Genomic DNA, 21,901 nt, shown 5'->3' with positions numbered 1-21,901 from the left:
AGAGTGATTGTTTTTCGAGAGCAGCGACACAAAAATGCAGGACAGCATTTTTGCACGGCGTAGACGCCCGCAGGGTGAAGTACATGGATGTACTGAATGCGCATGTCGCGGCGGCAGAAAAATAATCGCTCTTTATTTCGCTCACTTATCTTAATTTTAAAGAGTGAACCGAGAAATTTATGTCTTACTCCATCTCACAATCCGAACAACTGTTTGCCCAAGCTCAGAAACACATCCCGGGTGGCGTGAACTCTCCGGTTCGTGCCTTTAAAGGTGTGGGTGGCACACCCATCTTCTTCGATCACGCTAAAGGCGCTTACGTTCACGATGCCGATGGCAACAAATACATCGACTACGTTGGTTCCTGGGGGCCAATGATTCTGGGCCATAGCGCACCGGAAATCATCGAAGCGGTACAAGCACAAATGGTCAACGGCCTGAGCTTCGGTGCTCCAACCGGCATTGAAACCACCATGGCGAGTGAAGTGTGCAAACTGATTCCATCCATGGATATGGTTCGTATGGTGAACTCCGGCACCGAAGCCACCATGAGCGCAATTCGCTTAGCGCGTGGTTTTACCGGCCGCGATAAGCTGGTGAAATTTGAAGGCTGTTACCACGGCCACGCCGATTCTCTGCTGGTAAAAGCCGGCTCCGGCATGTTAACACTGGGTGTTCCAACCTCTCCGGGCGTACCAGCCGCCGTTGCCGAAAACACCGTCACCCTGAACTACAACGACCTGGATTCCGTTAAAGAGTGCTTCTCTCAGATTGGCGATCAGGTGGCTTGTGTCATCATCGAGCCGGTAGCGGGCAACATGAACTGCATTCCACCGAGCAAATCCTTCCTGCAAGGTCTGCGTGAACTGTGTGATGTGCACGGTATTGTGCTGATTTTTGACGAAGTGATGAGCGGCTTCCGTGTGTCTCTGGGTGGCGCACAACAATGGTATGGCATCACGCCAGATATGACCTGCTTGGGTAAAGTCATTGGTGGTGGCCTGCCAGTGGGTGCCTTTGGTGGTAAGCGTGAAATCATGGAATACCTGGCGCCACTTGGCCCGGTATATCAGGCAGGTACCTTGTCTGGTAACCCACTCGCCATGGCCGCTGGTTTAGCGATGTTAAAAGCCATTCAGGCACCGGGCTTCTACGAGCAGCTGGAAGCACGCGTTAAACAAATGCTGGATGGTTTCCAGGCGGCAGCTGACGCGAACGGCATTCCATTCACCAGCAACTCAGCCGGTTCTATGTTTGGTTTGTTCTTCACTGAGCTCGAAGAAGTCACCTGCTTTAAAGACGTGGCTGAACAATGTGACGGTGAGCGCTTCAATAAATTCTTCCACGGTATGTTAGAGCAAGGTGTGTATCTGGCACCAAGCTCATTTGAAGCAGGCTTTATGTCGTTTGCCCATAGCGAACAGGATATTGAAGCCACCATCGCTGCGGCAGAAAAAGTGATGGCCAGCCTGAAAGGCTAACGAGCAGGATAATTTTGTGAGCATCCATCCTTTTGTATTGTTGATCACAGCAGCAGTTTTGTTATGGCAAAACCGCTTGCTGGCATCCTCTGATAACGAGCAGGAACTCAATGAGCGCGGTCAGGGTGACTGTGCTGCGTTATTAGCCAGCAGCCTGATCTTTATGATCGCGGCGGCGCTGGCGGTGGTCGGCAATGCCCTGCCTGAACTGGCTTCAGATAAAGACTTTGATCAGTTTTCCGGCCTGTTTGAACAACTGGCGCTGTTTGCGGCTCTGCCATTGATGGTGATTAATGGCTTCACCCGGGTACTGGGATTCGATTGGGATCGCACCATCTGGGGCCGGATTCTGCTGGCTATTTGTGCGGTGTTTGCCCTCACCCGCACCAGCGAATTGTTGGATTATTGGCTGATGTTAATACTGGTGCTGGGTGCCATCACCTTTGTGCTGCCGATTGCCCGTTACCGCAGTTTTGCGTTTATCGCGCCACTGGCCTTCTGGCTGATGCTAGTGGTGGGTTATAGCGGGCTGGAGCTGCGCAGCACCGGCACATCAGACCAACAACACTGGAGCTGGTTAGGGTTAACTCTGATTCCCTATCTGATTTGTAGCAATCGTTGGTTGTCTTTTTCTCGCCCTTCATAGCAAGCCATACACCCTGATCTACACTTAGGTAAACACCGCATTATTGTGTGGCTATATTACTATAAAGATCAGGATTGTATTGTGAACTCGACTTACCAGACTTTTTATCGTCAGGCCGATAGCTTCTTCACGGTAGTGACTTCCGCCTTATTTGTTGTGTCTTTGTTGTTGGCGGGCTGGTACAGCACCTGGGCAGCCGCCTTATTGATTGGTTTGCCTGCGGTACTGGTACCGGTTGCCATCAGTAAAGTTTCGCCCGGCAGCCGCTTATCCCGAATTGCTTTTGCTGTCTCCCTGATGCTTTTTTCGGCTTTGCATATTCACCAGGCCCACGGCCTTATCGAAATGCACTTCGGCATCTTCGCGTTATTAGCCTTATTAATGTACTACCGCGACCCACTGCCGATTCTGGCAGCAGCAGCCACCATCGCCGTACACCACCTGCTGTTTAATTCTTTGCAGGAAGGTGGGGCCAACGTCTGGATTTTTGAATCCAAAACCGGCATCAATATTGTTTTATTACACGCCCTGTTTGTGGTGGTTGAAGCTGCGGCTTTAATTTATCTGGCTCGTAAAAGCCAACTGGAATTTAAGCAAACGGCTGAACTCTCTGAAATTGGCGAACATATCAGCCAACAGGGTGAAGTGGATCTGACCTTCCAGGTAAATAATCCGCAAGGTCCGTTCACTCGCTCATTTAACGAATTTTTTGCATTAATGAATGATCTGGTCAGTCAGGCTAACCAGCTGTCCATTAAGATTAATGACGTTGGTGAAAACTTCTCGCGCACCACTCAGGAAATGAGTCAGGGTGCTAATGCCCAACATAATGAAACCGATCTGATTGCCACCGCCACTACACAGATGACGGCTTCCATGGGCGAAATCAACAATCACTCTCGTCAGGCCGCCGACGCAGCGCAAAGCGCTAACAGCGTTTCTCAGGAAAGTGAACAAAGCATTACTGCTGCCCGTAATACCATCAGTGATCTGGCCAATAACATTGACCGTGCTAACGATGTGATTCAGAACCTCGACAGCGAGAGTAATAATATTGGTTCGGTATTATCGGTGATTCAGGGTATTGCTGAGCAAACCAACTTACTGGCACTTAACGCCGCCATCGAAGCCGCCCGTGCCGGTGAACAAGGCCGGGGATTTGCAGTAGTGGCTGACGAAGTACGCACACTGGCGTCCCGCACCCATGAAAGCACTGAAGAAATTCAGCGTATGATTGAGCGCCTGCAAAAAGGCTCAGGTGAAGCCGTGAGTGCGATGGAAACCAGCAAAACCGGCGTACACTCCAGTGTTGAACAAATCACCCTGACCAGTGATCGACTAGGCACTATGAAGCAAGCTGTTGCTGAGATTTATGAAATGAATCAGCAGATTGCTCATGCGCTGGAAGAACAGAACTCAGCGATTTCAGAAGTGAATGGCAACCTGAGCACCATTCGTGACATCAGCGAAACCACCACAGAACAAGCCGGTAGTGCCAACCAGAATGCCGGGCAACTGGTGGCGATGGCCAGCGATTTACGTGGACTGCTGACCCAGTTTAAAGTTTAAGCGGCATAAAACAGTTTGAAAAACGTTTCTGAGGCAGCCAGAACAAGGCAAACATCAGCGAAAACGCGCAGTTTATAGATAATAAATGAGCATTTTGAGCTGATTTTTAACGCTGTTATGGCAACGTAAGTAGTTTTTAGTAGTTTTTCAGCGAGTCGCACGGGAACGTGCGGCTTTCGCCTCACCACCCCTTCCCTGACGACTTAACGCATCCGCCAATAACCAATCCAGACGACGATTTAAATCGTTATCCCGGGTGAAAACCTTGGCACGTAACAACAGCTGCTCAGCCTGAGACGGCTTACCCAACTTCAGGTTGACCCAAGCCTGACGATACAACACCGCCGGATTTCTGGGTTCGATCTGGCGGGCCTGATCGAGATATTTTAACGCGTTACGCCATTGGTGCTTCTGACGTGCTTGCTCGGCCTGAGCAAACAAAGCAGCAATCGCAGGATGATGATGACCATCGGTTAACGCCGACAATTCCAGATCCCGGGCCGAGTAACCGGATCCCGAAGCGCCAGATTTCAATGTCGGTAACGACGCCGTATTAACTTCATAATCCTGTGGTGCCTGAGGCTTATTTTGTGGTGCCGAACAGGCCGCTAAAAACACCATCGCCATCATCAGCGCAATCGCCGATACGCGTTTAACCAACAACTTCATCTCTTTCCGGTACCTGTAGCCCTGTTTAATGGCCGCCATGATGGAGTGTTCATTAATAAAATAAAAGTGCTATTTCTGGCGGTTATTACTCCTCTCGACATCAAAACGACATCAGAATAACCAATCCAGCCAGCCTGACTTTTTCTGCTCCGGTTTATCCGTCGTTTGCGGGCGATAACAACCCTGACGATTCACCGTGATGGCCGCTTCCACAAACGGATATAAGGTACCCGAGCAACCTTGCTGCAGTGGATTGCCCGAGTTATCCACCGGCAGCCAGCTGAGCTGATCATTACTCTCCAAACCCTGCACCCCAATCCGCTTAAAGGTATTCAGCCAGATCGGCAAGGCAGCGCTGCTGCCAGCAAACGGCATGGGTTTATTATCGTCACGGCCAACCCAGATCACCCCCAGATAGCGGTTATCAAACCCGGCCAGCCAGGCATCACGCTGATCATCACTGGTGCCGGTTTTTGCAGCCAGCGGCTGATTGGTTTCACGAGTCAAGCGCTTGGCCGTGCCCTCGCTCGCCACCTTTTCCAAACCATAACGCAGCCATTCGATTTGCTGGCTGTCGAAGCGTTGCTCACCTTCAATCGCATAAGAAGACAAGGTACTGCCATCAGCCGTGGTCACCGCTTCGATGGTACGTAATGGCGTATAAAAGCCCTGACTGGCGATGGTCTGATACATATGAGTGACCTCGATTGGTGAGGCATCAATCGCGCCCAGCAAAATCGACGGATACGGTGGAATGTCTTTTTTAAGACCCAGCTGACGGAAGGTATTCACCACCGCCTCCAGGCCAACATTCATACCCAGGCGCGCCGTTGCCTGGTTATAAGAATTCGCCAGCGCCTGCGCCATAGGCACCCTGCCATGACTTTTTAAATCGTAGTTTTTGGGTTGCCAGACCTGCCCACCCGGGCCGGAAATACGCACCGATTCATCACTGATGCGGCTACCCCAGTGATAACGGCCACTGTTCAGTGCCGCCAGATACACTGCCGGTTTGGCTAACGAGCCAATGGAACGTTGCATCGAAGCAGCGCGGTTATAACCAAAAAATTCGGTCCGCCGTGACCCCAATAGCGCACGAACTTCACCGCCATCGACCGAGGTAATCACCGCTGCCGTTTCAAGCTGATTTTTTTGTTGTGGCTGCCAGCGCTCCAGTGCTTCCAGATGTTGTAATGCCGCTTTTTCAACCGAATCCTGCACCCAGGGATCGAGCGTAGTGAAGATCCGCAAACCATCATTCTGTAAATCTTCCAGCCGATAATCACGTTGCAGTTGTTGTTTCGCTAATTCCAAAAAAGCCGGATATTCGCGCTGTCCGGCACGCCGGGTATTGGCGGTTTTTAACGGCTGGCCCTGAGCCAGAATGCGCTGTTTTTCCGAGATGATATTGTTTTCAGCCATTAAGCCGATCACCAGATCACGGCGATTACGGGCCCGGTCTGGATTACGTTTAGGATTGTAATACGAAGCGCCTTTCACCATGCCAACCAACATGGCGGATTCCGTCAGCGACAGCTCGGTAATCGATTTACCAAAATAAAATCGCGCCGCCAAACCAAAGCCGTGGATCGCGCGTCGTCCGGCCTGACCCAGATACACTTCGTTAAGATACGACTGGAGAATTTCTTCTTTGGAATAATGCAGCTCCAGCAACAGCGCCATTAACGCTTCCTGGGCTTTACGCGCTAAGGTGCGTTCGCTGGTTAAAAAGAAGTTTTTAATCAGCTGCTGAGTCAGAGTGGACCCCCCCTGAACCAATTGCCCAGCCTGAATATTCGCCATCATCGCCCGGGCAATACCACGCAACGAAATACCCCAGTGATCAAAAAAGGCTTTGTCTTCGGTGACAATCAGGGCCGCAATTAATTCCGGCGGAACATCATCCAGGGTAATTAATTCCCGATCTTCGTTATGCGCCGGAAAAATCCCGCCAATATATTGTGGCTCCAGTCGCAGCAGCGGCACGGCATCGCCCTGCATGGTCTGAATGTTTTGCACTTGGTGATTATCGATGGCAACCCGCACATACTGAGACACTTCCGAACCATCCCAGAACGGAAACGCACGGCGGTGAATAATCCAGTCATCACCGCGCCGGGCGTAGGTACCCGGCACATCCGCCTGACGCGAGGGTTTGTAATCAGCCCACTGTAATTCCGCCAGTAACTGACCCGGATTTAACTCAGCACCGGGATACAGGATTAACGGCCGGGCATATACCTTGGCCGGTAGATTCCATTTTTTGCCATCAAACTGAGCGCGTACCTGAGCATCCAGATACACCATATAAGCGGCCAGCCCCACCACGCTGATCAGCATAAAACGCCAAAACCAGCGTTTAAAAGAAAAAGGCTGTTTGGCGAATTTCTGCGGAGGGGCTTTTTTAGGGCTTTTAGCTGACCTACGTGTGCTGTTCTTAGCGGCAGAGGCTGGCTTGCGGTTTTCTGACGGTTTACGGCTCTGCTTTTTAGGCGAAGCGGCAGGCTTTTTTGGCCCGGAAGTTTTGCTCATAACAAATAGCAACATCGGTGTTGGTATCAAAAAAACAGATCATAGCATCAGACTGGAGTGCATTGACGTACTTAATCATTCCAAAAGATGGGACTAAAATATTTGACCTGACTCTCGAATATATGAAATTAAGTTAGTCCACCTGATCTCTTCAACAGCCATCTTGCAGACAAGCGGTATCTTAGCTTTAGACTTTTCCTTTGGTGGAGCGACTTGATAGTGCTCATCTGTAATTAATATACGTCCGGTGCAAAATGCTGATGAGATTATAAGTAAATCATTTTCATCAACCCCTTTAGGATGGTAGTGATCTTCATTTACACCAATCACAGACTTGAGCGTCATCGCATATGAAATTATTTTGGCATCGATTGCAAGGGGAGTAGTAAAGCCTTTTACATACTCTCCACAATCTGGGAATTTATAGGAAACTTCGTCAACGACTACCTCAGGGATGTATATTTCCGTTGAGACAACTTGCTCCTTAAACCATTGCCAAAATTGAGGAAACTGCTCAAATGGATAGTTATCCCAAGCACTGACCAGAGACGAAGAATCAATTACGTACATAGTACTCCTCAAGTTTGTGTATATCCTTTACTTTCAAACCATCAAGGTAGCCGCTTGCCTTGTTGAGAGTTATCATATTACCGTTTAATGCGCTTAAAACAGTTCTCACATACCCTTCACCAAATATATGGATAGGTTCCCTATGGCGCCACTCTCGACTTCCACCAGACCTTTCTTCGTAAGTTTGCTGTTCTCTCCATGCCACAAATTCATTGTATATGGAGGTATCAATTAATCCGCGTTGAATTAATCGTAGTAAAATTACGTCGCTACTCACTCCCCACCGCTTTCTATATTTTTTACACCAGTCATCAACAAATTCGATTTGATCAGGAATTTCATTAGAAGGAATGAGGCTCAGTTCATCATCAGGCAGTAAGATACAACCGGCAAAGATATTTGCTTCTCTCTCTATTCCCTCATATGAATTAATATCATCGCTATCATCGATAGAGCTTTCTCTATGTAGAATGATATGACCTAACTCATGCATTAAGGTGAAGTTTTGAGAAGATTCGGAAGAGGACTTTCGAACTAAAATAATAGGGTTTTGCCTATCGTAGAGGCTAAAGCCCATGATTGGGCTAGATTTAGGGATTTGCCACTCACCTTTGTAACCGTTTGTACGAAAAACCAGGCAGCCTTTTTCTTCCAAAGCAAGACGAAATTCGTCAAAAGTAGAGCGGCCTTTGAGGCCTAGCCACTCTCTGACTATCTCAGCACTTTTTACCGGATCTTTTAACGGAACTTGAGGGACATCAAAAGTAGCAATATCTGCATCAATTTCTTCTAATAACCCAAGATAAAGTTCACGCTGGCGCTCAACCCGTTCAATTAGCTTCCTAATATTTGGACTAATATCAAGCTTTTGGTTTGCAATTGTACGAAACTGAGGGCTATGAACACTGTCATCTTTGGGGGACTGTCTTTCAAAGAAAAACAAAATACCACGGCCAAAAAATCCAGCAATTCTTTGAAGCTGCTTGAATGTAAGACCGGTTTTTTCATCTCTTGCTCGCTCTAAGGAGCTTAGAGATATGCCTGCTTCGACAGACAACTGCTCCAGAGCAATGCCAAAGTCTTCGCAGCACCATTCAATCCGTTGAAAGTTAATGTCTGTGAGCCTGCCCATTAGCGTTAGACCGTTGTTGTTCCAAGGGGTATGAATTTCCCCGAAAATAATCCAATGATTGTACTCTACTTTTTCAGACTTGTATCTTCGGAATCATCCATGCTGACCGAACTTTCCAGTCTCGGCTCATCCTGATACTGCATCAGACTGATATACATCTATGAAAATGCGCGCTAACCCGCTTAAATTAGAAGGAACTGAGTAAATAATGATGATGGATAATTATGCTGCCCCACGCCCTTTCCGATCTCTGGCAAAACCAACAAACCCAGCTGACTGATATTGGTGAGCGTTTTGGCCTGAGCTGGCCTGCGATATGGCAGGGCTTTTCAGAGAATCAGCAGCAACAGGTTCAGCGGGTGCTGACACTCAGCACCTTTGTGGTGGAATCCCTGCCCAAAGACGCCACCTTTTTTGCCAACGCCATCACCAGTGATGCTATTTGTCAGCCGCTGTCCCGGGTACAAATCAGTAGTTGGTTAGACGAGCTGGCAGCCGAAGCCAACAGTGATGACACGCCCAACTCCAACAAAGAAGAGTTATGGCATACCGCCCTGCGCAAACTGCGTCGCCGTGCCATGGTGCATATCATCTGGCGCGATCAACTGCGTCTGGCTTCCACCATGGAAACCACCCGGGCGTTATCCGATTTAGCCGATGAATGTGTGTCACGCTCCATTGAGTTTCTCGGTCAGTTGCTGCAACAGCGCCATGGCAAGCCACTTGGTAAAAACAGCCAGCAGGAGCAACAACTGCTGGTATTAGGTATGGGTAAACTGGGGGCGTATGAGCTGAATTTAAGCTCGGATATTGATCTGATTTTTACCTACCCGGAAAGTGGTGACACCAGCGGCCCTAAAGTGATTACCAATCAGGAATACTTTATTAAGCTCGGCCAGAAACTGATTCTGGCGCTGGATAAAACCACCATTGACGGTTTTGTATTCCGCACCGATATGCGCTTGCGCCCCTACGGCCAAAGTGGCCCACTGGTGATGAATTTTGCCTCAATGGAAGAATATTATCAGGATCAGGGCCGCGACTGGGAGCGCTACGCCATGGTCAAAGCCCGGGTGATGACCGGCGAAGAAACGCCTCAGGCGCAGGAATTATTACAGATTCTGCGACCGTTTACTTACCGCGCTTATATCGACTTTAGTGCGTTTGAATCGTTACGCTCGATGAAGGCCATGATTAATGCCGAAGTGCGTCGTCGTGGCTTAGAAATGAACGTAAAACTCGGCCCGGGTGGTATTCGTGAAATTGAATTTATTGTTCAGGCTTTCCAGTTAATTCGTGGTGGTCAGGATGAACAATTACAAACCCGCGAGCTGTTAAAAGTGCTCGATATACTGGCCGGTGATGGCTATTTACCGGCCGGTGCTTGTGATGAATTAAAACAGGCGTATTTATTTTTACGCGACAGCGAACACGCCATTCAGGCATTAAACGACGAACAAACTCAGCAACTGCCGGAGGATGATATTAATCAGCTGCGGGTTGCCTGGTCGCTGGGGTTTGATCACTGGGATGACTATGTAACCGCCCTGAATAACCATCGCGACAAAGTGAAATTTCATTTTGCTCAAATTGTTGCCGCCGAAGACGACGATACAGAAAATCAGCAGCAAGATCATAGCTGGCTGGATTTATGGCACGGTGAATTACACGGCAGTGCTGAGCAGGAGTTTTTACAACAACATGCGTGTATTAATTCCGATGCCGTCAGACAACGATTAACTACCTTCCGTGATTCAAAAGCCGTTGCCATGATGCAACAAATTGGCCGCGAACGTCTTGATGCGTTAATGCCGCTGTTATTAAAAGAATTATGGAGCCACCAAAATCCGGTAGACACACTGGAGCGTATTATTCCATTACTGGAAGCGGTACTTCGCCGTACTGCTTATCTGGTGTTATTAAAAGAAAATCCTCAGGCATTAACACAACTGGTTAAATTGTGTGGTGAGTCGGTGTGGGTAGCGGAATACATTGCGCAAACACCGTTATTGCTGGATGAATTATTACACCCCGCCACCCTGTATCGACTGCCGGACAAAAAAGAACTGGCCGAAGAATTAAATCTGCGTTTATTACGCATCGATGAAGATGATCTCGAACAACAAATGGAGCAACTGCGTCAGTTTGTTCGGGCGCATAAATTACGGGCCGCCGCTTGTGAAGTGATGGATGCCCTACCGCTTATGAAGGTCAGCGACTACCTCACTTATTTAGCCGAAGTGGTGGTCGATAAAGTGATGTGGTTATCCTGGCAGCAAATGGTGGCGAAATACGGCTACCCAACCAATGCCGATAAAGAGCCGGTAACCGAGCCGGAATTTGCCGTGATTGGTTATGGCAAGGTGGGTGGTTTAGAGCTGAGTTATAGTTCTGATCTGGATCTGGTTTTTCTGCATAATTCCACGCCGAACCGTTATACCACTGGCGACCGCAGCCAGGATAACGGTGTGTTTTATACCCGTATGGGTCAGCGCATGATTCATATTATGACCACCCAAACCCGCTCCGGTGATTTATACGAAGTGGATATGCGACTGCGTCCGTCTGGTAATTCCGGCATGATTGTCGCGTCGGTTAAAGCGTTTGATGAATACCAGCAGAAACACGCCTGGACCTGGGAACATCAGGCGCTGGTGCGTGCCCGGGCATTATGTGGCCGCGACAGCACGATTGCCGAGTATCAGGCGATTCGCGAGAAAATTCTGACTCAACCGCGAGAAGAAGAAAGCCTGAAAAAAGATGTGCGGGAAATGCGCCAGAAAATGCGGGATCACCTCGGTGTTGAGAAAAAGGGCGTTGAGAAAGCGGGCGAAGAAAAAGCTGGTAAAAGCACGGAAAAATATCACCTGAAACAGGATAAAGGTGGCATTGTCGATATCGAATTTATTGTGCAGTATGGTGTACTGGCTAACTGCAAAGCGCATACTTCGCTGCTTACCTATACCGATAATATGCGTATTCTGGATGGTTTTTCTGAAACCGGTTTAATGGATAAAAAAGATGCGGAAAAGCTGCAACAGATTTATCTGAATTATCGGGCTGAGTCTCACCGCCGGGCATTGCAGAAAGAGAAGTTAGTGCTGGATGTAGAAGCTCAGCAACAGTTGAATATTGCTGAGCAGAAGGCGGAAGTGGTTCGTTTATGGGGTGATTGGCTGGAGTGATCCAGCCTTTCTTTCAAAAACATAATGGCCAAATGTTTCCCTATCAGTAAAATAGTTCCCTGACATTATATTTCTGCTATCATGACTCAGATGAAGAATGGCAGCTCCTTTATGATCTTTCTTGTTTTCATAGCTAGTTGCTTTTGACTCAGAGTGATACATGTAATAGAACGAAGCTTGATCAGATTCCGAATTTTTAAATGGTTTAACCATAAGCGTTTTTGACTCTGACTCATCCGTCACCAAGTCAACACTAATCTTTATAAAATATTGTTTGATATAAACAACCCCTTCTTTACAGCCACTATTACCATTCCAATTCCAATATATTTTAGCATTCCACTCACCATTTAAATCAGGAAATAATTGAGTATTCAATGATGGGAATACAGCCCAAATTTTTCTCCAGCCTGATGCAAAAATATAAACCAATAGAAGCTCAAAAAAGCTACCGACTGAAAAAGCCACCCTTGTTTCACTGACTCCTGATACACCCACTTTAGGCAGAAGGTAAATCAGCCCAGTAATTATTACAAAATAAATTAGCGCAAATGCAACAAACAACTTAGTTATTGAAAATAAATTTATCACCAATTACTTTCCCAGATAGCCTTGCCATGCTCAAAAATTACTATCCCGTATGAATTACTTACAACTGCAGTAAGCAAAACTCCTTGAATAGTAGAACCCATTAATGCTGCCACATACCTAGTCCCATAACCCTTGCTGCTATCAAAAACAACATCCGTGCTAATCGGAGGGGCAAAGTACACGTTCCTGTGAGTAATTTTAAAATCACTCGTAATCATATTGAATCCATCATGATTAGGATTTGTAGCCAAACTGCTTTCTAAAATTATTGAATAAACATCTTCATTATCATTCACCTCAGAATCTGCACTCATGAAAAATAAAGGTAATTCATCAAGTGATTCGTAGATCACTATACCTGTACCTGTAAAGGTATTCCCAGGCACCTCTTTCTTTAATTTCTTTAGTAAACTTAAAACACGGTTTTTCAACGTGCACTCCTAAAATATAAGAACTGATTCATGTGCATATCTGACACCCCGAATAAATCCCCAAATTTGGAAAGTAATCAACCAATGTCAACTTAAAACTTCCTCTAGCAAAACAGTTGATTCTGGGTAAATGCTTGCACAACGCCGATTGCGGCAAAAAAGATCCAGCCAATAATTTTTTAAATTATCATTAAGCTATATAGCGAGCAAGCTACAGTTAAGTTTTCAGCACCAAAAGCAGTCATGGCTCTGACTTTCCCGGCAGCGTACAGTCTCGATCTAAAGAAGAAGTTAGTTCTAAATATGGATGCTCACAAACATCTGATTAAAAGATGGGAATAGTCATTTATGAAATCAGTGGTTGCTCTGATAAACCACTGCATCTGATACAAAAAAATCGGCTGGTATTTTCACCAGCCGATTTTTATTGAGATTAGTTAAGCCGTTTTATCCTCAGCCTCGCCCTCTTCCTTCGGCGTCTGCTGGGCCGCAATTCGCGGCGCAATCTCAGCATTCTTAGTACGCTCCAGCATACAAATCTTTTTATGCAATGCCGCTTTGGCCATCATATGCGCTGACACGGGTGCAGTAATAAATAAGAATAAACTGATCACCATTTCATAAATGCTGAAGCCACCATCACGCACGCTGGTCATCAACATAGAGGCAACTAATACCGAGCCAATACCTAATGTAGTGGCTTTGGTTGGCGCGTGTAAGCGGGTGAAAAAATCAGGCAGTTTTGCCAGCCCTAATGAACCCACAAATACAAAAAAGCCACCCAGCACTAACCAGCCAGCCACCAGATAATTAAAGAAATCTGAATTTTCCATTATTCAATAATATCCCCGTGCAGCAGGTATTTACTTAATGCCGCGGTGCTGACAAAACCAAGCATGGCAATCAGCAGAGCACCTTCAAAATACAAGGCTGAGCCATTGTATAAACCCAGCAAAATAATCAGCGCGATGCTGTTAATGTAGAGCGTGTCTAACGCCAGAATACGATCGGTAATTTCCGGCCCCAGCAGGATACGCCAAACATTTAATAACAGAGACACCAACACCATTAGGCCGGTTGCCAGAATGGCATAATTCAGAACATCAGCACTGCTCATGAGAAAATCTCCTTCAGTGGCAATTCATAACGGTTGCGGATGGAATCAATAATTTCCTGCTCGCTGTCGATATGCAACGCATGAATATAGAGCCATTGTTTATCTTCGGAAAAATCGACACTCACGGTGCCCGGCGTTAACGAAATGGTGCTCGCCAACACCGTTAACGGATAATCACCGGTTAATTGCAGCGGGTATGCCACAAAGCCCGGTTTTAAATGGCTGTTGCTGCGCAGCACCCGGCTGGCAACTTCGATATTGGAAACAAAAATATCGATTAATAAACGCAGCACATAAACAATTAATGCCAGTGGTTTTACCACCCGGCTTTGGCGTGACGCAAACGGTGCGGTAATCATCGGAATAACCAGTGCCAGAATGCCACCCAGTAATAATTGCCCGGCCGAAAACCCATTCAGTAATAACCACACCACCAATAACAAGCCACTGTGCAGTGGCATCGGTAATAAACGTGCCATCATGGTGCTACTCCTGTTAACGTGGTCACAACAACCGGCTGCGGCTCAGCGTGTAATTGTTGCGCTGCGGTTAAAGTCAGATCAGACAAAGGTCCACCTAAAATCACCATCAACGGTGAACAAGCCAGCAGCATCACCACCGCCGTAATTTTTAGTGGATGCGCTTTGTCATCTTGTGCCGGTTGCCCGGCGGTACGCCAGAATAAGGTGCTGCCGGCACGGGTTAACATAATCATAGCGGTTAAGCCGGACAGTAATAACGGCGCCCAGATCCAGGAGGCTGCTAATACCGAAGACGATGCCTGCAAAATCAGAATTTTGCCGATAAAACCGGAGAACGGTGGCATACCAATTAAACCCAGCGCAGCAATAAAGAAGAAGCTGCCAATCAGCAGTGGCTGAGCAACCGGACGACCTTTTACAAAACGGTCCTGCGCCTGCGCTCGTTGTTCCTGAATTAATCCGGCAATTAAAAACAGCGCCGCCGACAACAGCGTACTGTGAATTAAATAGTACAGGCCCGCTGCCGTTGCCTCCGGAGTATTTAACGCCAGTGAAATTAATAAGGTGCCTGCCGACACAATCACCAGATTAGATGCCAGCATTTTTAAAGTCTGACTGGCTAATACCGCAACAATACCCGCGACCAGTGTTAATAACGCCAGCGGCCATAACCAACCGGTCGCCAGATCGGCCAGCTCACCGGCGTAATCACCAAAGATTGCCGTGTGCACCCGCCAGATACTGTAAATACCTACCTTGGTCATAATCGCAAATAACGCAGCCACCGGGGTGGAGGTATAAGCGTATGTACGTGGCAACCAGAAATGCATCGGCAACAACGCGGCTTTTAAGCCGAAGACCACCAGCAATAATAGGCCACCGGATTTCGCCAGCTCGATATTTTCTTCGTGCAGATGAGCCACTTTATACGCCATATCGGCCATATTCAGGGTGCCGAATGAAGCGTAAATCATGCCTAAACCAAACAGGAACATGGCCGAGCCCGCCAGGTTTAACAGCACATAATGCACCGCCGCCTGAGTTCGTTGTTTACCACCGCCGTGAATTAATAACGAATACGAGGCGATTAATAAAATCTCAAAGAAAACGAACAGGTTAAAAATATCACCGGTTAAAAACGCGCCATTAATACCCACCACCTGGAACATAAACAGCGGCTGAAAAAACGGGCCTTTACTGTCATCTCCGGCGCAGGCGTATAAATGCGCGGCCATCGCCAATACGGAAGTCAGCACCAGCATAATGGAGGTCAGCGTATCGTTAACCAAGGCAATACCAAATGGCGCCTGCCAATCCCCCATCATGTACATTTGTGGCCCAAGCTTGAGGCTTTGACCCAAAAGAATCAGTGCCACCAGCATTAACGCCGCATTCACGGCAAAGGCCATTACCCGCTGGCGTGCTAAATCGCCCTGCAACGGTGGCAGCAGCAATAACACACCGGCAACCAGAGGTAATAACACCGGGAAAAAAATCAGATGATCCATCAGGCTCATTTATCTTCTCCTGCCTGACGGCGAACTTTTTGGGGTAATTCGTCGTGGATTTCGGTTTTACCGTCAACCTGATCATTGGCTAAATCCGAACGTGCCCGCAGCGCCAGAATCAGTGCAAACGCCGTCATCGCAAAACCAATCACAATGGCGGTTAATACCAGCGCTTGTGGTAATGGATCAGCGTAGACCTCACTTTCACCCAGAATGGCGGCACCATTAACCACTAACCTGCCACTGCCAAATAAAAATAAATTCACCGCGTACGATAACAGGGTCAGCCCCAGTACCACGGCAAAGGTATAGCCACGTAATACTAAAAACACACCACCGGTGGTGATGGCACCCACACAAATTGCATACAGGGTTTCCATGATTACTGCCCTCCTGTGGTTGGACGTTCACTGGTGGTTAATTTACCCAGGTTGGCCAGAATCAACATGGTTGCGCCAATAACGGTGAAGTACACACCAAGGTCAAACACCATGGCACTGGCCAGCTCAAATTTGCCCACGACCGGCCAGTAGAAATAGTCGAACCAGGTAGTCAGGAACGGACGATCAAACACCCAACTGCCTAAGCCGGATAAAATTGCCAGCAATAAACCAATCGCAATCATGTAGTGATAAGGGAAGTCCATCCGTTGTTTCATCCACGCCACACCATGGGCGATGTATTGCTGAATTAAGGCAATTGCGGTAATCAGGCCAGCAATAAAACCACCACCCGGCAGGTTATGACCACGCAGGAAGATATAAGCGGAAATTAACAACGCCAGCGGTAACAAGCTCTGAGATACCAGCGCCAGCATCATTGGGTGTTTGTCTTTCGACCAGGCAACGCCGTCCTGATCCGCTGCCGGAATAAATAAACGCATACCCGCCAATAACTTGAAAATACCCAATGCAGCAATCGCCAGTACGGTGATTTCACCCAAGGTATCAAAGCCACGGAAATCCACCAGAATCACGTTCACCACGTTGGTGCCACCGCCGCCGGTTTTACTGTTTTCTAAGAAGAAGTCCGAGATGGATTCCAGCGGGCGGGTCAGCATCACGTAACACAAGGTGCCAATCACCGCACCAATCGCCGAGGCAATACCAAGGTCACGCACAATACGCTGGATCGAGCTTTCCTGTAATGGCGTTTTCTGCGGCAGGAAAAACAGCGCCAGCAGGAACAGTACTATGGTTGCGACCTCAACCGACAACTGAGTCAGCGCCAGATCCGGTGCCGAGAAATAAGCAAAACCAATTGCCACGACCAGACCCACAATGGAGATCATCACCAGCGCCAGTAAGCGCAAATGACTGAAGACCATAGTCGCAATGGTGCCGATAATAATAATGATGGTGCCAACCAGCATGATCCAGTCGGCCGGTTGTTGCTCTCGGCTGCCGTGGGCTTCAGCCAATTCCAGCAATGGCCAGCCAGCCACCGCCAGTGAAATCAGAATCAGATAGGTGATGTAGCGTTGCAGCTTGCCGTTATCAAACGCGGCTTGCAGCTGAGAGGCTTTGTACACCAGATATTGAATGTACTTTTCAAACTCAACCTTGGCGTCAATCTCGTTAAACTGCCCCTGAAAATTAAACAAATGGCGACGGTTGATATACAACAGGCTGCCACCCGCTACTGCCAGGAAGCTCATCAGTAACGGAATATTAAAGCCGTGCCAGATGGCTAAGCTGAATTCCGGCAGCGGTGCCTGCAAGGTCGCTCCAGCGGCGGTGCGCAACAGAGTCCCGACGGTAATATCCGGCAGAATGCCCACCAGCAAACAAATCACCACCAGAATTTCCACCGGCACCCGCATATAACGCGGTGGCTCATGTGGTGTGCGTGGCAGGTTAATGGGTTCACCATTAAAGAACACATCGTGAATAAAGCGCAGCGAATAAGCCACGGCCAGCGCGCCACCCAAGGTCGCCAATACCGGAATAATCCAGGATAACGAACCTAAGGTGTGCTGCGATAAAGTCTCAGCAAACAACATTTCTTTGGATAAGAAGCCGTTTAACAACGGTACCCCGGCCATCGACGCGGCAGCCACCATCGCCAGCGTGGCGGTATACGGCATGTACTTCCATAAGCCATTAAGCTGGCGCATATCGCGCGAACCGGCTTCGTGGTCGATAATACCGGCCGCCATAAACAGCGATGCTTTAAACACCGCATGGTTAATAATGTGGAATACGGCAGCAATGGCCGCAAACGGAGTATCAAGACCAAACAGCAGCGTAATCAGACCCAGATGACTGATGGTGGAATACGCCAGCAGGCCTTTCAGATCGTGTTTAAACAAGGCGACATAGGCGCCCACCAGTAAGGTCGCTAAACCAACCAGTGACACCACGCCAAACCATAATTCAGTGCCGGACAACACCGGGTAAAAACGTGCCAGCAGGAAAACACCGGCTTTCACCATGGTTGCTGAATGCAGGTATGACGAAACCGGGGTCGGTGCCGCCATCGCGTGGGGCAACCAGAAATGGAACGGGAACTGAGCCGACTTGGTAAAAGCGCCCAACAGGAATAAGGCAATAATCAGTGGATAAGCACCACTGTCACGCAGTAAATCGCCACTGGCCAGTACCTCGGTCAGGCTGTAACTGCCAACGGTTTCGCCCATCACGATAAAGGCCGCCAGTAATGCCAGACCACCAGCACCGGTAATGGTCAGCGCCATACGCGCGCCTTTACGGGCTTCGGTTTTGTCCGACCAGTAACTGATCAGCAGAAACGAGCTGACACTGGTGAGTTCCCAGTAGGCCCATAACTGCAACAGGTTATCCGACAGCACCACACCCAGCATGGCGCTCATAAATAACAGCAAAAAGGCGTAAAAACGCCCCATATGATCTTCGTCTGAGATGTAATAACGGGCGTATAACAACACCAGCAAACCAATGCCAAGAATCAGCAAACAGAACAGCAGCCCTAAGCCATCGAGGTGATATGCCAGCTCTAACCCGGCATTCGGAATCCAGCTGGTGTGCCAGTGAATCACATCACCCGCCAGCACCTGTGGCATCAGCATTAATAAACACATCAGCGCCAGCGCCGGAATCAGAGCCGTAGCGGCCAGCGTCACACGCCGACCAAAACGGTCAGCCAGCAGGGGGACAAGGGTTCCAAACAGCGGCAGCAGAGGAATCCAGAGCAAAGTCATATTTAGGGTCGCCTCATTCCTGGAGAAACGGTCATCCGGTTTTCGGAGTTGAAGTGCATGAAAGATAGCACGAACCCCGGCCAAGCCCCATATGACAGCTCTGTTCAGTGAAAAGAATTGTCAGACAAAGCGCTTAAAAATGTCTGTTAAAACAACACATTACCTATTGATATAGGTGTGTTTTTACTGCTGTTGCAGCAATAAAAACGGCGTCCAGAGACGCCGTTTTTGATGTTACTGATGATACTCGGGGCTTAACTCAACCACGGCCTCAACAAAGGCTTTGGCGTGCTCCGGATCGACAAACTGATGAATGCCATGGCCCAGATTAAATACCTGACCAGAGCCTTTACCGTAACTGTCGAGGATACGTTTCACTTCCGCACGAATGGTTGCCGGAGAAGCGTACAACACCGATGGGTCCATATTGCCCTGCAGCGCCACACGGTCGCCAACCCGGCCACGAGCGTTACCAATATCGGTCGTCCAGTCGAGACCCAGCGCATCGGCACCGGTATCAGCCATGGCTTCTAACCACTGACCACCACCTTTAGTGAACAGAATCACCGGAATCTTCTGACCGTTATGTTCGCGTTTCAGCCCGGCTACAATCTGCTGCATATACTTCAGCGAGAACTCGCGGTAACACACATCACTCAGGCTGCCACCCCAGGTATCAAACACCTGTACCGCCTGAGCACCGGCTTCAATCTGGGCATTCAGGTAATCGATAACCGACTTCGCCAGGGTATCCAGCAGCTGGTGCATCACTTCCGGCGTGTCATACATCATGGCTTTAACATGACGGAAATCTTTGGACGAACCACCTTCAACCATATAAGTGGCCAGCGTCCATGGGCTGCCGGAGAAACCAATCAGAGGTACACGGCCATTCAACTCTGAACGAATGGTGCTGACGGCTTTTAACACATAATCCAGATCTGCCTGGGTGTTCACCACATTCAGGCTCTGAACGTCGGCTTCGGTACGGATAATCTTTTTAAAGCGTGGGCCTTCACCGGTCTCAAAATACAGACCCAATCCCATGGCATCAGGAATGGTCAGAATATCGGAGAACAGAATCGCGGCATCCAGCGGGAAACGCTCCAGCGGCTGAATCGTGACTTCACAGGCCAGATCGTGGTTTTTACACAGCGACATAAAGTCACCTGCCTGAGCCCGGGTGGCCTTGTATTCCGGCAGATAACGGCCCGCCTGGCGCATCATCCAGATTGGGGTACGGTCAACCGGCTGACGCAACAGCGCCTTCAGAAAGCGATCATTTTTTAACTCAGACATGAGATTCCATTAACCAGTGAAAATTTGCCCGGCATGATAACAAAAACATCGTTAAAAAGCCTGACACCGGGCAATTTGCGGCATACCCGCACGGGCCTGAATCATCTATTCGGCATCCTCACGACGGTGTGAGGCAATAAATTCAATCGCATCACTCACCGCCTGCTTAACCCGTTTATGGATATCGTGCAGCTCATCCGGTGACATATAAAACGCCATATCCACTTCGTGACGAATATAGCGCGGTGGCAAATGGTTCAGCGCGACACAGGCGATATCCGCCAGAGAGCCTGAATCCTGGTTACCGGGCAGGCGCGCCAGGATTTCTTCTGCCACCAGCTGCTCATAATAATTGCGAATGTTGTTATTGATGCTCATAGGACCTTTCCAAAATCCGATATAACCTGCATTTCAGCATAGCACTCAGGCAAATTCCTGCTTTACTGAAAGGATATTGTTTTTATGAAAAGTTATTGAAGGGGTGGTTATGAAACAGGTCGCCGACATTATGGTGCGCAACCTGCTAACACTGTCACCAGCGTCCAACCTGAAGGATGCTGAAAACATTATGGCACAACGACAAATCCGCCATATTCCGGTGACGGATGAGCATAACAAGCTGATGGGACTGATTACTCAGAAAGAATTTCTGGCTGAGGCGTTTCGCATTACCGATAAATTTGGCGCCCACCAGCTGGCGAACTATCTGGCGCAAACGGCCCTGACGGATTGTATGAAGACCACACTAACCACGGTCAAAGCCGACACGCCACTGCGCGAAGCCGGTGATATGCTGCACAGCATGAAGCAAGGTTGTCTACTGGTGGTGGATGATGAGCAGCAACTGATTGGTATTATCACCTCGCAGGATTTCCTGAAATTAGCACTGGAGCTGTTGCCCGGCGACTAAGCCAGACCCGGCTAGTGACAGTTTAGCCGAGCTACTGATCAGACAAATTCCTGAGCCACAAACTGGCTAACCAGATGCCCCCAGACGTTACAATGCGCTAACAGCTGCGGGGCAAAATACCCGGTGCGTTTGGAGTTCAGAAATAAAAACCCCAGCAATCTGTCCTGATGATACAAGGGCATGGTAAAGCTGGAGCGCAGGCCAACGGCCAATAAGGCGTCAGCATGGGCGCTGATATGATCGCCCTGACGAAACACGCGCATATCATCCACCACCCGGATCGTGTGATCGTTGGCGATCTGCTGCAGCGAAGGCACCTGATTCAGCGGCCGACAGTACTCTTCAAACGGCACCCCACTCTCGCTCTCATACATAAACGCCGACACACTTTGGTCATCCGGGTTGTAGCGTGCCAGGGCAAAACGGTCAATTCCTTCGAGCTGTTCGCGCAGCACACGATACAAGTGCTCCAGTCGCTGGATAAACGACATCTCCTGACCTAGCGCACGATACGGATCTGATAAAAAATAACTCTCAGCCATCACTCATTCCTTACTGAAAAAGCGTTTTTCAGACTAAGTGATTTATTACTCAGGCCACT

General features: G+C 48.6%; 20 protein-coding genes and 1 pseudogene. 6 read left to right on the top strand and 15 right to left on the bottom strand.

From position 1 onward, the window contains the following. The first annotated feature begins 179 nt into the window (after positions 1-179). The 3 genes from hemL to ACO05E_RS08765 all read left to right on the top strand — a co-directional run bounded on the left by hemL (position 180) and on the right by ACO05E_RS08765 (position 3,696). Positions 180-1,481, top strand: a complete 1,302-nt coding sequence (gene hemL / locus ACO05E_RS08775; RefSeq protein ID WP_419812569.1) for a glutamate-1-semialdehyde 2,1-aminomutase — start codon at positions 180-182, stop codon at positions 1,479-1,481. Positions 1,482-1,497: 16 nt separating this feature from the next. Beyond that, complete coding sequence (locus ACO05E_RS08770) at positions 1,498-2,127, top strand: hypothetical protein (RefSeq protein WP_419812568.1); 630 nt, start codon at positions 1,498-1,500, stop codon at positions 2,125-2,127. An 81-nt stretch (positions 2,128-2,208) separates the two neighbouring features. Next, positions 2,209-3,696, top strand: a complete 1,488-nt coding sequence (locus ACO05E_RS08765) for a methyl-accepting chemotaxis protein (RefSeq protein WP_419812567.1) — start codon at positions 2,209-2,211, stop codon at positions 3,694-3,696. A gap of 147 nt (positions 3,697-3,843) precedes the next feature. On the opposite strand, the gene ACO05E_RS08760 is transcribed toward ACO05E_RS08765, so the two are convergent. Further along, positions 3,844-4,365, bottom strand: coding sequence for a tetratricopeptide repeat protein (locus tag ACO05E_RS08760; protein WP_419812566.1), 522 nt, complete (start codon positions 4,363-4,365; stop codon positions 3,844-3,846). Between the two features lie 111 nt (positions 4,366-4,476). Further along, positions 4,477-6,708 (bottom strand): annotated as a pseudogene (gene mrcB / locus ACO05E_RS08755) (penicillin-binding protein 1B); the annotation flags it as partial. A gap of 34 nt (positions 6,709-6,742) precedes the next feature. Between mrcB and ACO05E_RS08750 the strand changes: the two are divergent. Then, the gene (locus ACO05E_RS08750) at positions 6,743-6,994 is read left to right on the top strand and encodes a hypothetical protein (protein WP_419813692.1); all 252 of its coding nucleotides are present in this window, start codon (positions 6,743-6,745) and stop codon (positions 6,992-6,994) included. Here the strand turns inward: ACO05E_RS08750 and ACO05E_RS08745 are convergent. Next, on the bottom strand, positions 6,991-7,467 hold the full coding sequence (locus tag ACO05E_RS08745; protein ID WP_419812565.1) for a DUF4411 family protein: 477 nt from the start codon (positions 7,465-7,467) through the stop codon (positions 6,991-6,993). The genes ACO05E_RS08750 and ACO05E_RS08745 overlap by 4 nt on opposite strands. Then, a complete protein-coding gene (locus ACO05E_RS08740; RefSeq protein ID WP_419812564.1) occupies positions 7,454-8,599 on the bottom strand; it encodes an ImmA/IrrE family metallo-endopeptidase in 1,146 nt (381 codons plus the stop codon). The genes ACO05E_RS08745 and ACO05E_RS08740 overlap by 14 nt, the downstream gene beginning before the upstream one ends. A gap of 224 nt (positions 8,600-8,823) precedes the next feature. On the opposite strand from ACO05E_RS08740, the gene glnE reads away from it, so the two are divergent. Continuing rightward, positions 8,824-11,784: a bifunctional [glutamate--ammonia ligase]-adenylyl-L-tyrosine phosphorylase/[glutamate--ammonia-ligase] adenylyltransferase gene (glnE, locus tag ACO05E_RS08735; protein ID WP_419812563.1), complete on the top strand. Its 2,961-nt coding sequence runs from the start codon at positions 8,824-8,826 to the stop codon at positions 11,782-11,784. Here glnE and ACO05E_RS08730 read toward each other — a convergent pair. The 10 genes from ACO05E_RS08730 to ACO05E_RS08685 form a co-directional block, all read right to left on the bottom strand. Further along, positions 11,761-12,375 (bottom strand): hypothetical protein, encoded by a 615-nt coding sequence (locus ACO05E_RS08730; protein WP_419813674.1) that lies wholly within the window; start codon positions 12,373-12,375, stop codon positions 11,761-11,763. The genes glnE and ACO05E_RS08730 overlap by 24 nt on opposite strands. After that, the gene (locus ACO05E_RS08725) at positions 12,372-12,806 is read right to left on the bottom strand and encodes a diadenylate cyclase (protein ID WP_419812562.1); all 435 of its coding nucleotides are present in this window, start codon (positions 12,804-12,806) and stop codon (positions 12,372-12,374) included. Before ACO05E_RS08725 ends, ACO05E_RS08730 begins: the two co-directional genes overlap by 4 nt. A 437-nt stretch (positions 12,807-13,243) precedes the next feature. Continuing rightward, on the bottom strand, positions 13,244-13,639 hold the full coding sequence (locus ACO05E_RS08720; RefSeq protein ID WP_419812561.1) for a Na+/H+ antiporter subunit G: 396 nt from the start codon (positions 13,637-13,639) through the stop codon (positions 13,244-13,246). Beyond that, positions 13,639-13,923, bottom strand: a complete 285-nt coding sequence (locus ACO05E_RS08715) for a K+/H+ antiporter subunit F (RefSeq protein WP_419812560.1) — start codon at positions 13,921-13,923, stop codon at positions 13,639-13,641. Before ACO05E_RS08715 ends, ACO05E_RS08720 begins: the two co-directional genes overlap by 1 nt. Next, positions 13,920-14,405: a Na+/H+ antiporter subunit E gene (locus tag ACO05E_RS08710; protein ID WP_419812559.1), complete on the bottom strand. Its 486-nt coding sequence runs from the start codon at positions 14,403-14,405 to the stop codon at positions 13,920-13,922. The genes ACO05E_RS08715 and ACO05E_RS08710 overlap by 4 nt, the downstream gene beginning before the upstream one ends. Further along, positions 14,402-15,922 carry a monovalent cation/H+ antiporter subunit D gene (locus tag ACO05E_RS08705; RefSeq protein WP_419812558.1) on the bottom strand — a complete coding sequence of 507 codons (1,521 nt, stop codon included), beginning with the start codon at positions 15,920-15,922 and terminating at the stop codon, positions 14,402-14,404. Before ACO05E_RS08705 ends, ACO05E_RS08710 begins: the two co-directional genes overlap by 4 nt. Further along, positions 15,919-16,293 (bottom strand): Na+/H+ antiporter subunit C, encoded by a 375-nt coding sequence (locus ACO05E_RS08700; protein WP_419812557.1) that lies wholly within the window; start codon positions 16,291-16,293, stop codon positions 15,919-15,921. The genes ACO05E_RS08705 and ACO05E_RS08700 overlap by 4 nt, the downstream gene beginning before the upstream one ends. Positions 16,294-16,295: 2 nt before the next feature. Next, complete coding sequence (locus ACO05E_RS08695) at positions 16,296-19,091, bottom strand: monovalent cation/H+ antiporter subunit A (RefSeq protein WP_419812556.1); 2,796 nt, start codon at positions 19,089-19,091, stop codon at positions 16,296-16,298. A gap of 234 nt (positions 19,092-19,325) precedes the next feature. Beyond that, complete coding sequence (gene hemE / locus ACO05E_RS08690; protein WP_419812555.1) at positions 19,326-20,390, bottom strand: uroporphyrinogen decarboxylase; 1,065 nt, start codon at positions 20,388-20,390, stop codon at positions 19,326-19,328. 105 nt (positions 20,391-20,495) lie between these two features. Continuing rightward, positions 20,496-20,768: a late competence development ComFB family protein gene (locus tag ACO05E_RS08685; protein ID WP_419812554.1), complete on the bottom strand. Its 273-nt coding sequence runs from the start codon at positions 20,766-20,768 to the stop codon at positions 20,496-20,498. Positions 20,769-20,877: 109 nt separating this feature from the next. On the opposite strand from ACO05E_RS08685, the gene ACO05E_RS08680 reads away from it, so the two are divergent. Continuing rightward, on the top strand, positions 20,878-21,300 hold the full coding sequence (locus ACO05E_RS08680; protein WP_419812553.1) for an HPP family protein: 423 nt from the start codon (positions 20,878-20,880) through the stop codon (positions 21,298-21,300). A 38-nt stretch (positions 21,301-21,338) separates the two neighbouring features. On the opposite strand, the gene ACO05E_RS08675 is transcribed toward ACO05E_RS08680, so the two are convergent. Next, complete coding sequence (locus ACO05E_RS08675) at positions 21,339-21,842, bottom strand: GAF domain-containing protein (RefSeq protein WP_419812552.1); 504 nt, start codon at positions 21,840-21,842, stop codon at positions 21,339-21,341. Positions 21,843-21,901: the final 59 nt, after the last annotated feature.

Origin of the sequence: Bacterioplanoides sp. (genome assembly GCF_965226395.1) — a bacterium.
In the GTDB taxonomy this organism is placed as follows: Bacteria; Pseudomonadota; Gammaproteobacteria; order Pseudomonadales; family Oceanobacteraceae; genus Bacterioplanoides.
Note: the sequence above shows the minus strand (reverse complement) of the source record. Positions and strands in the feature narration are given on the sequence as shown.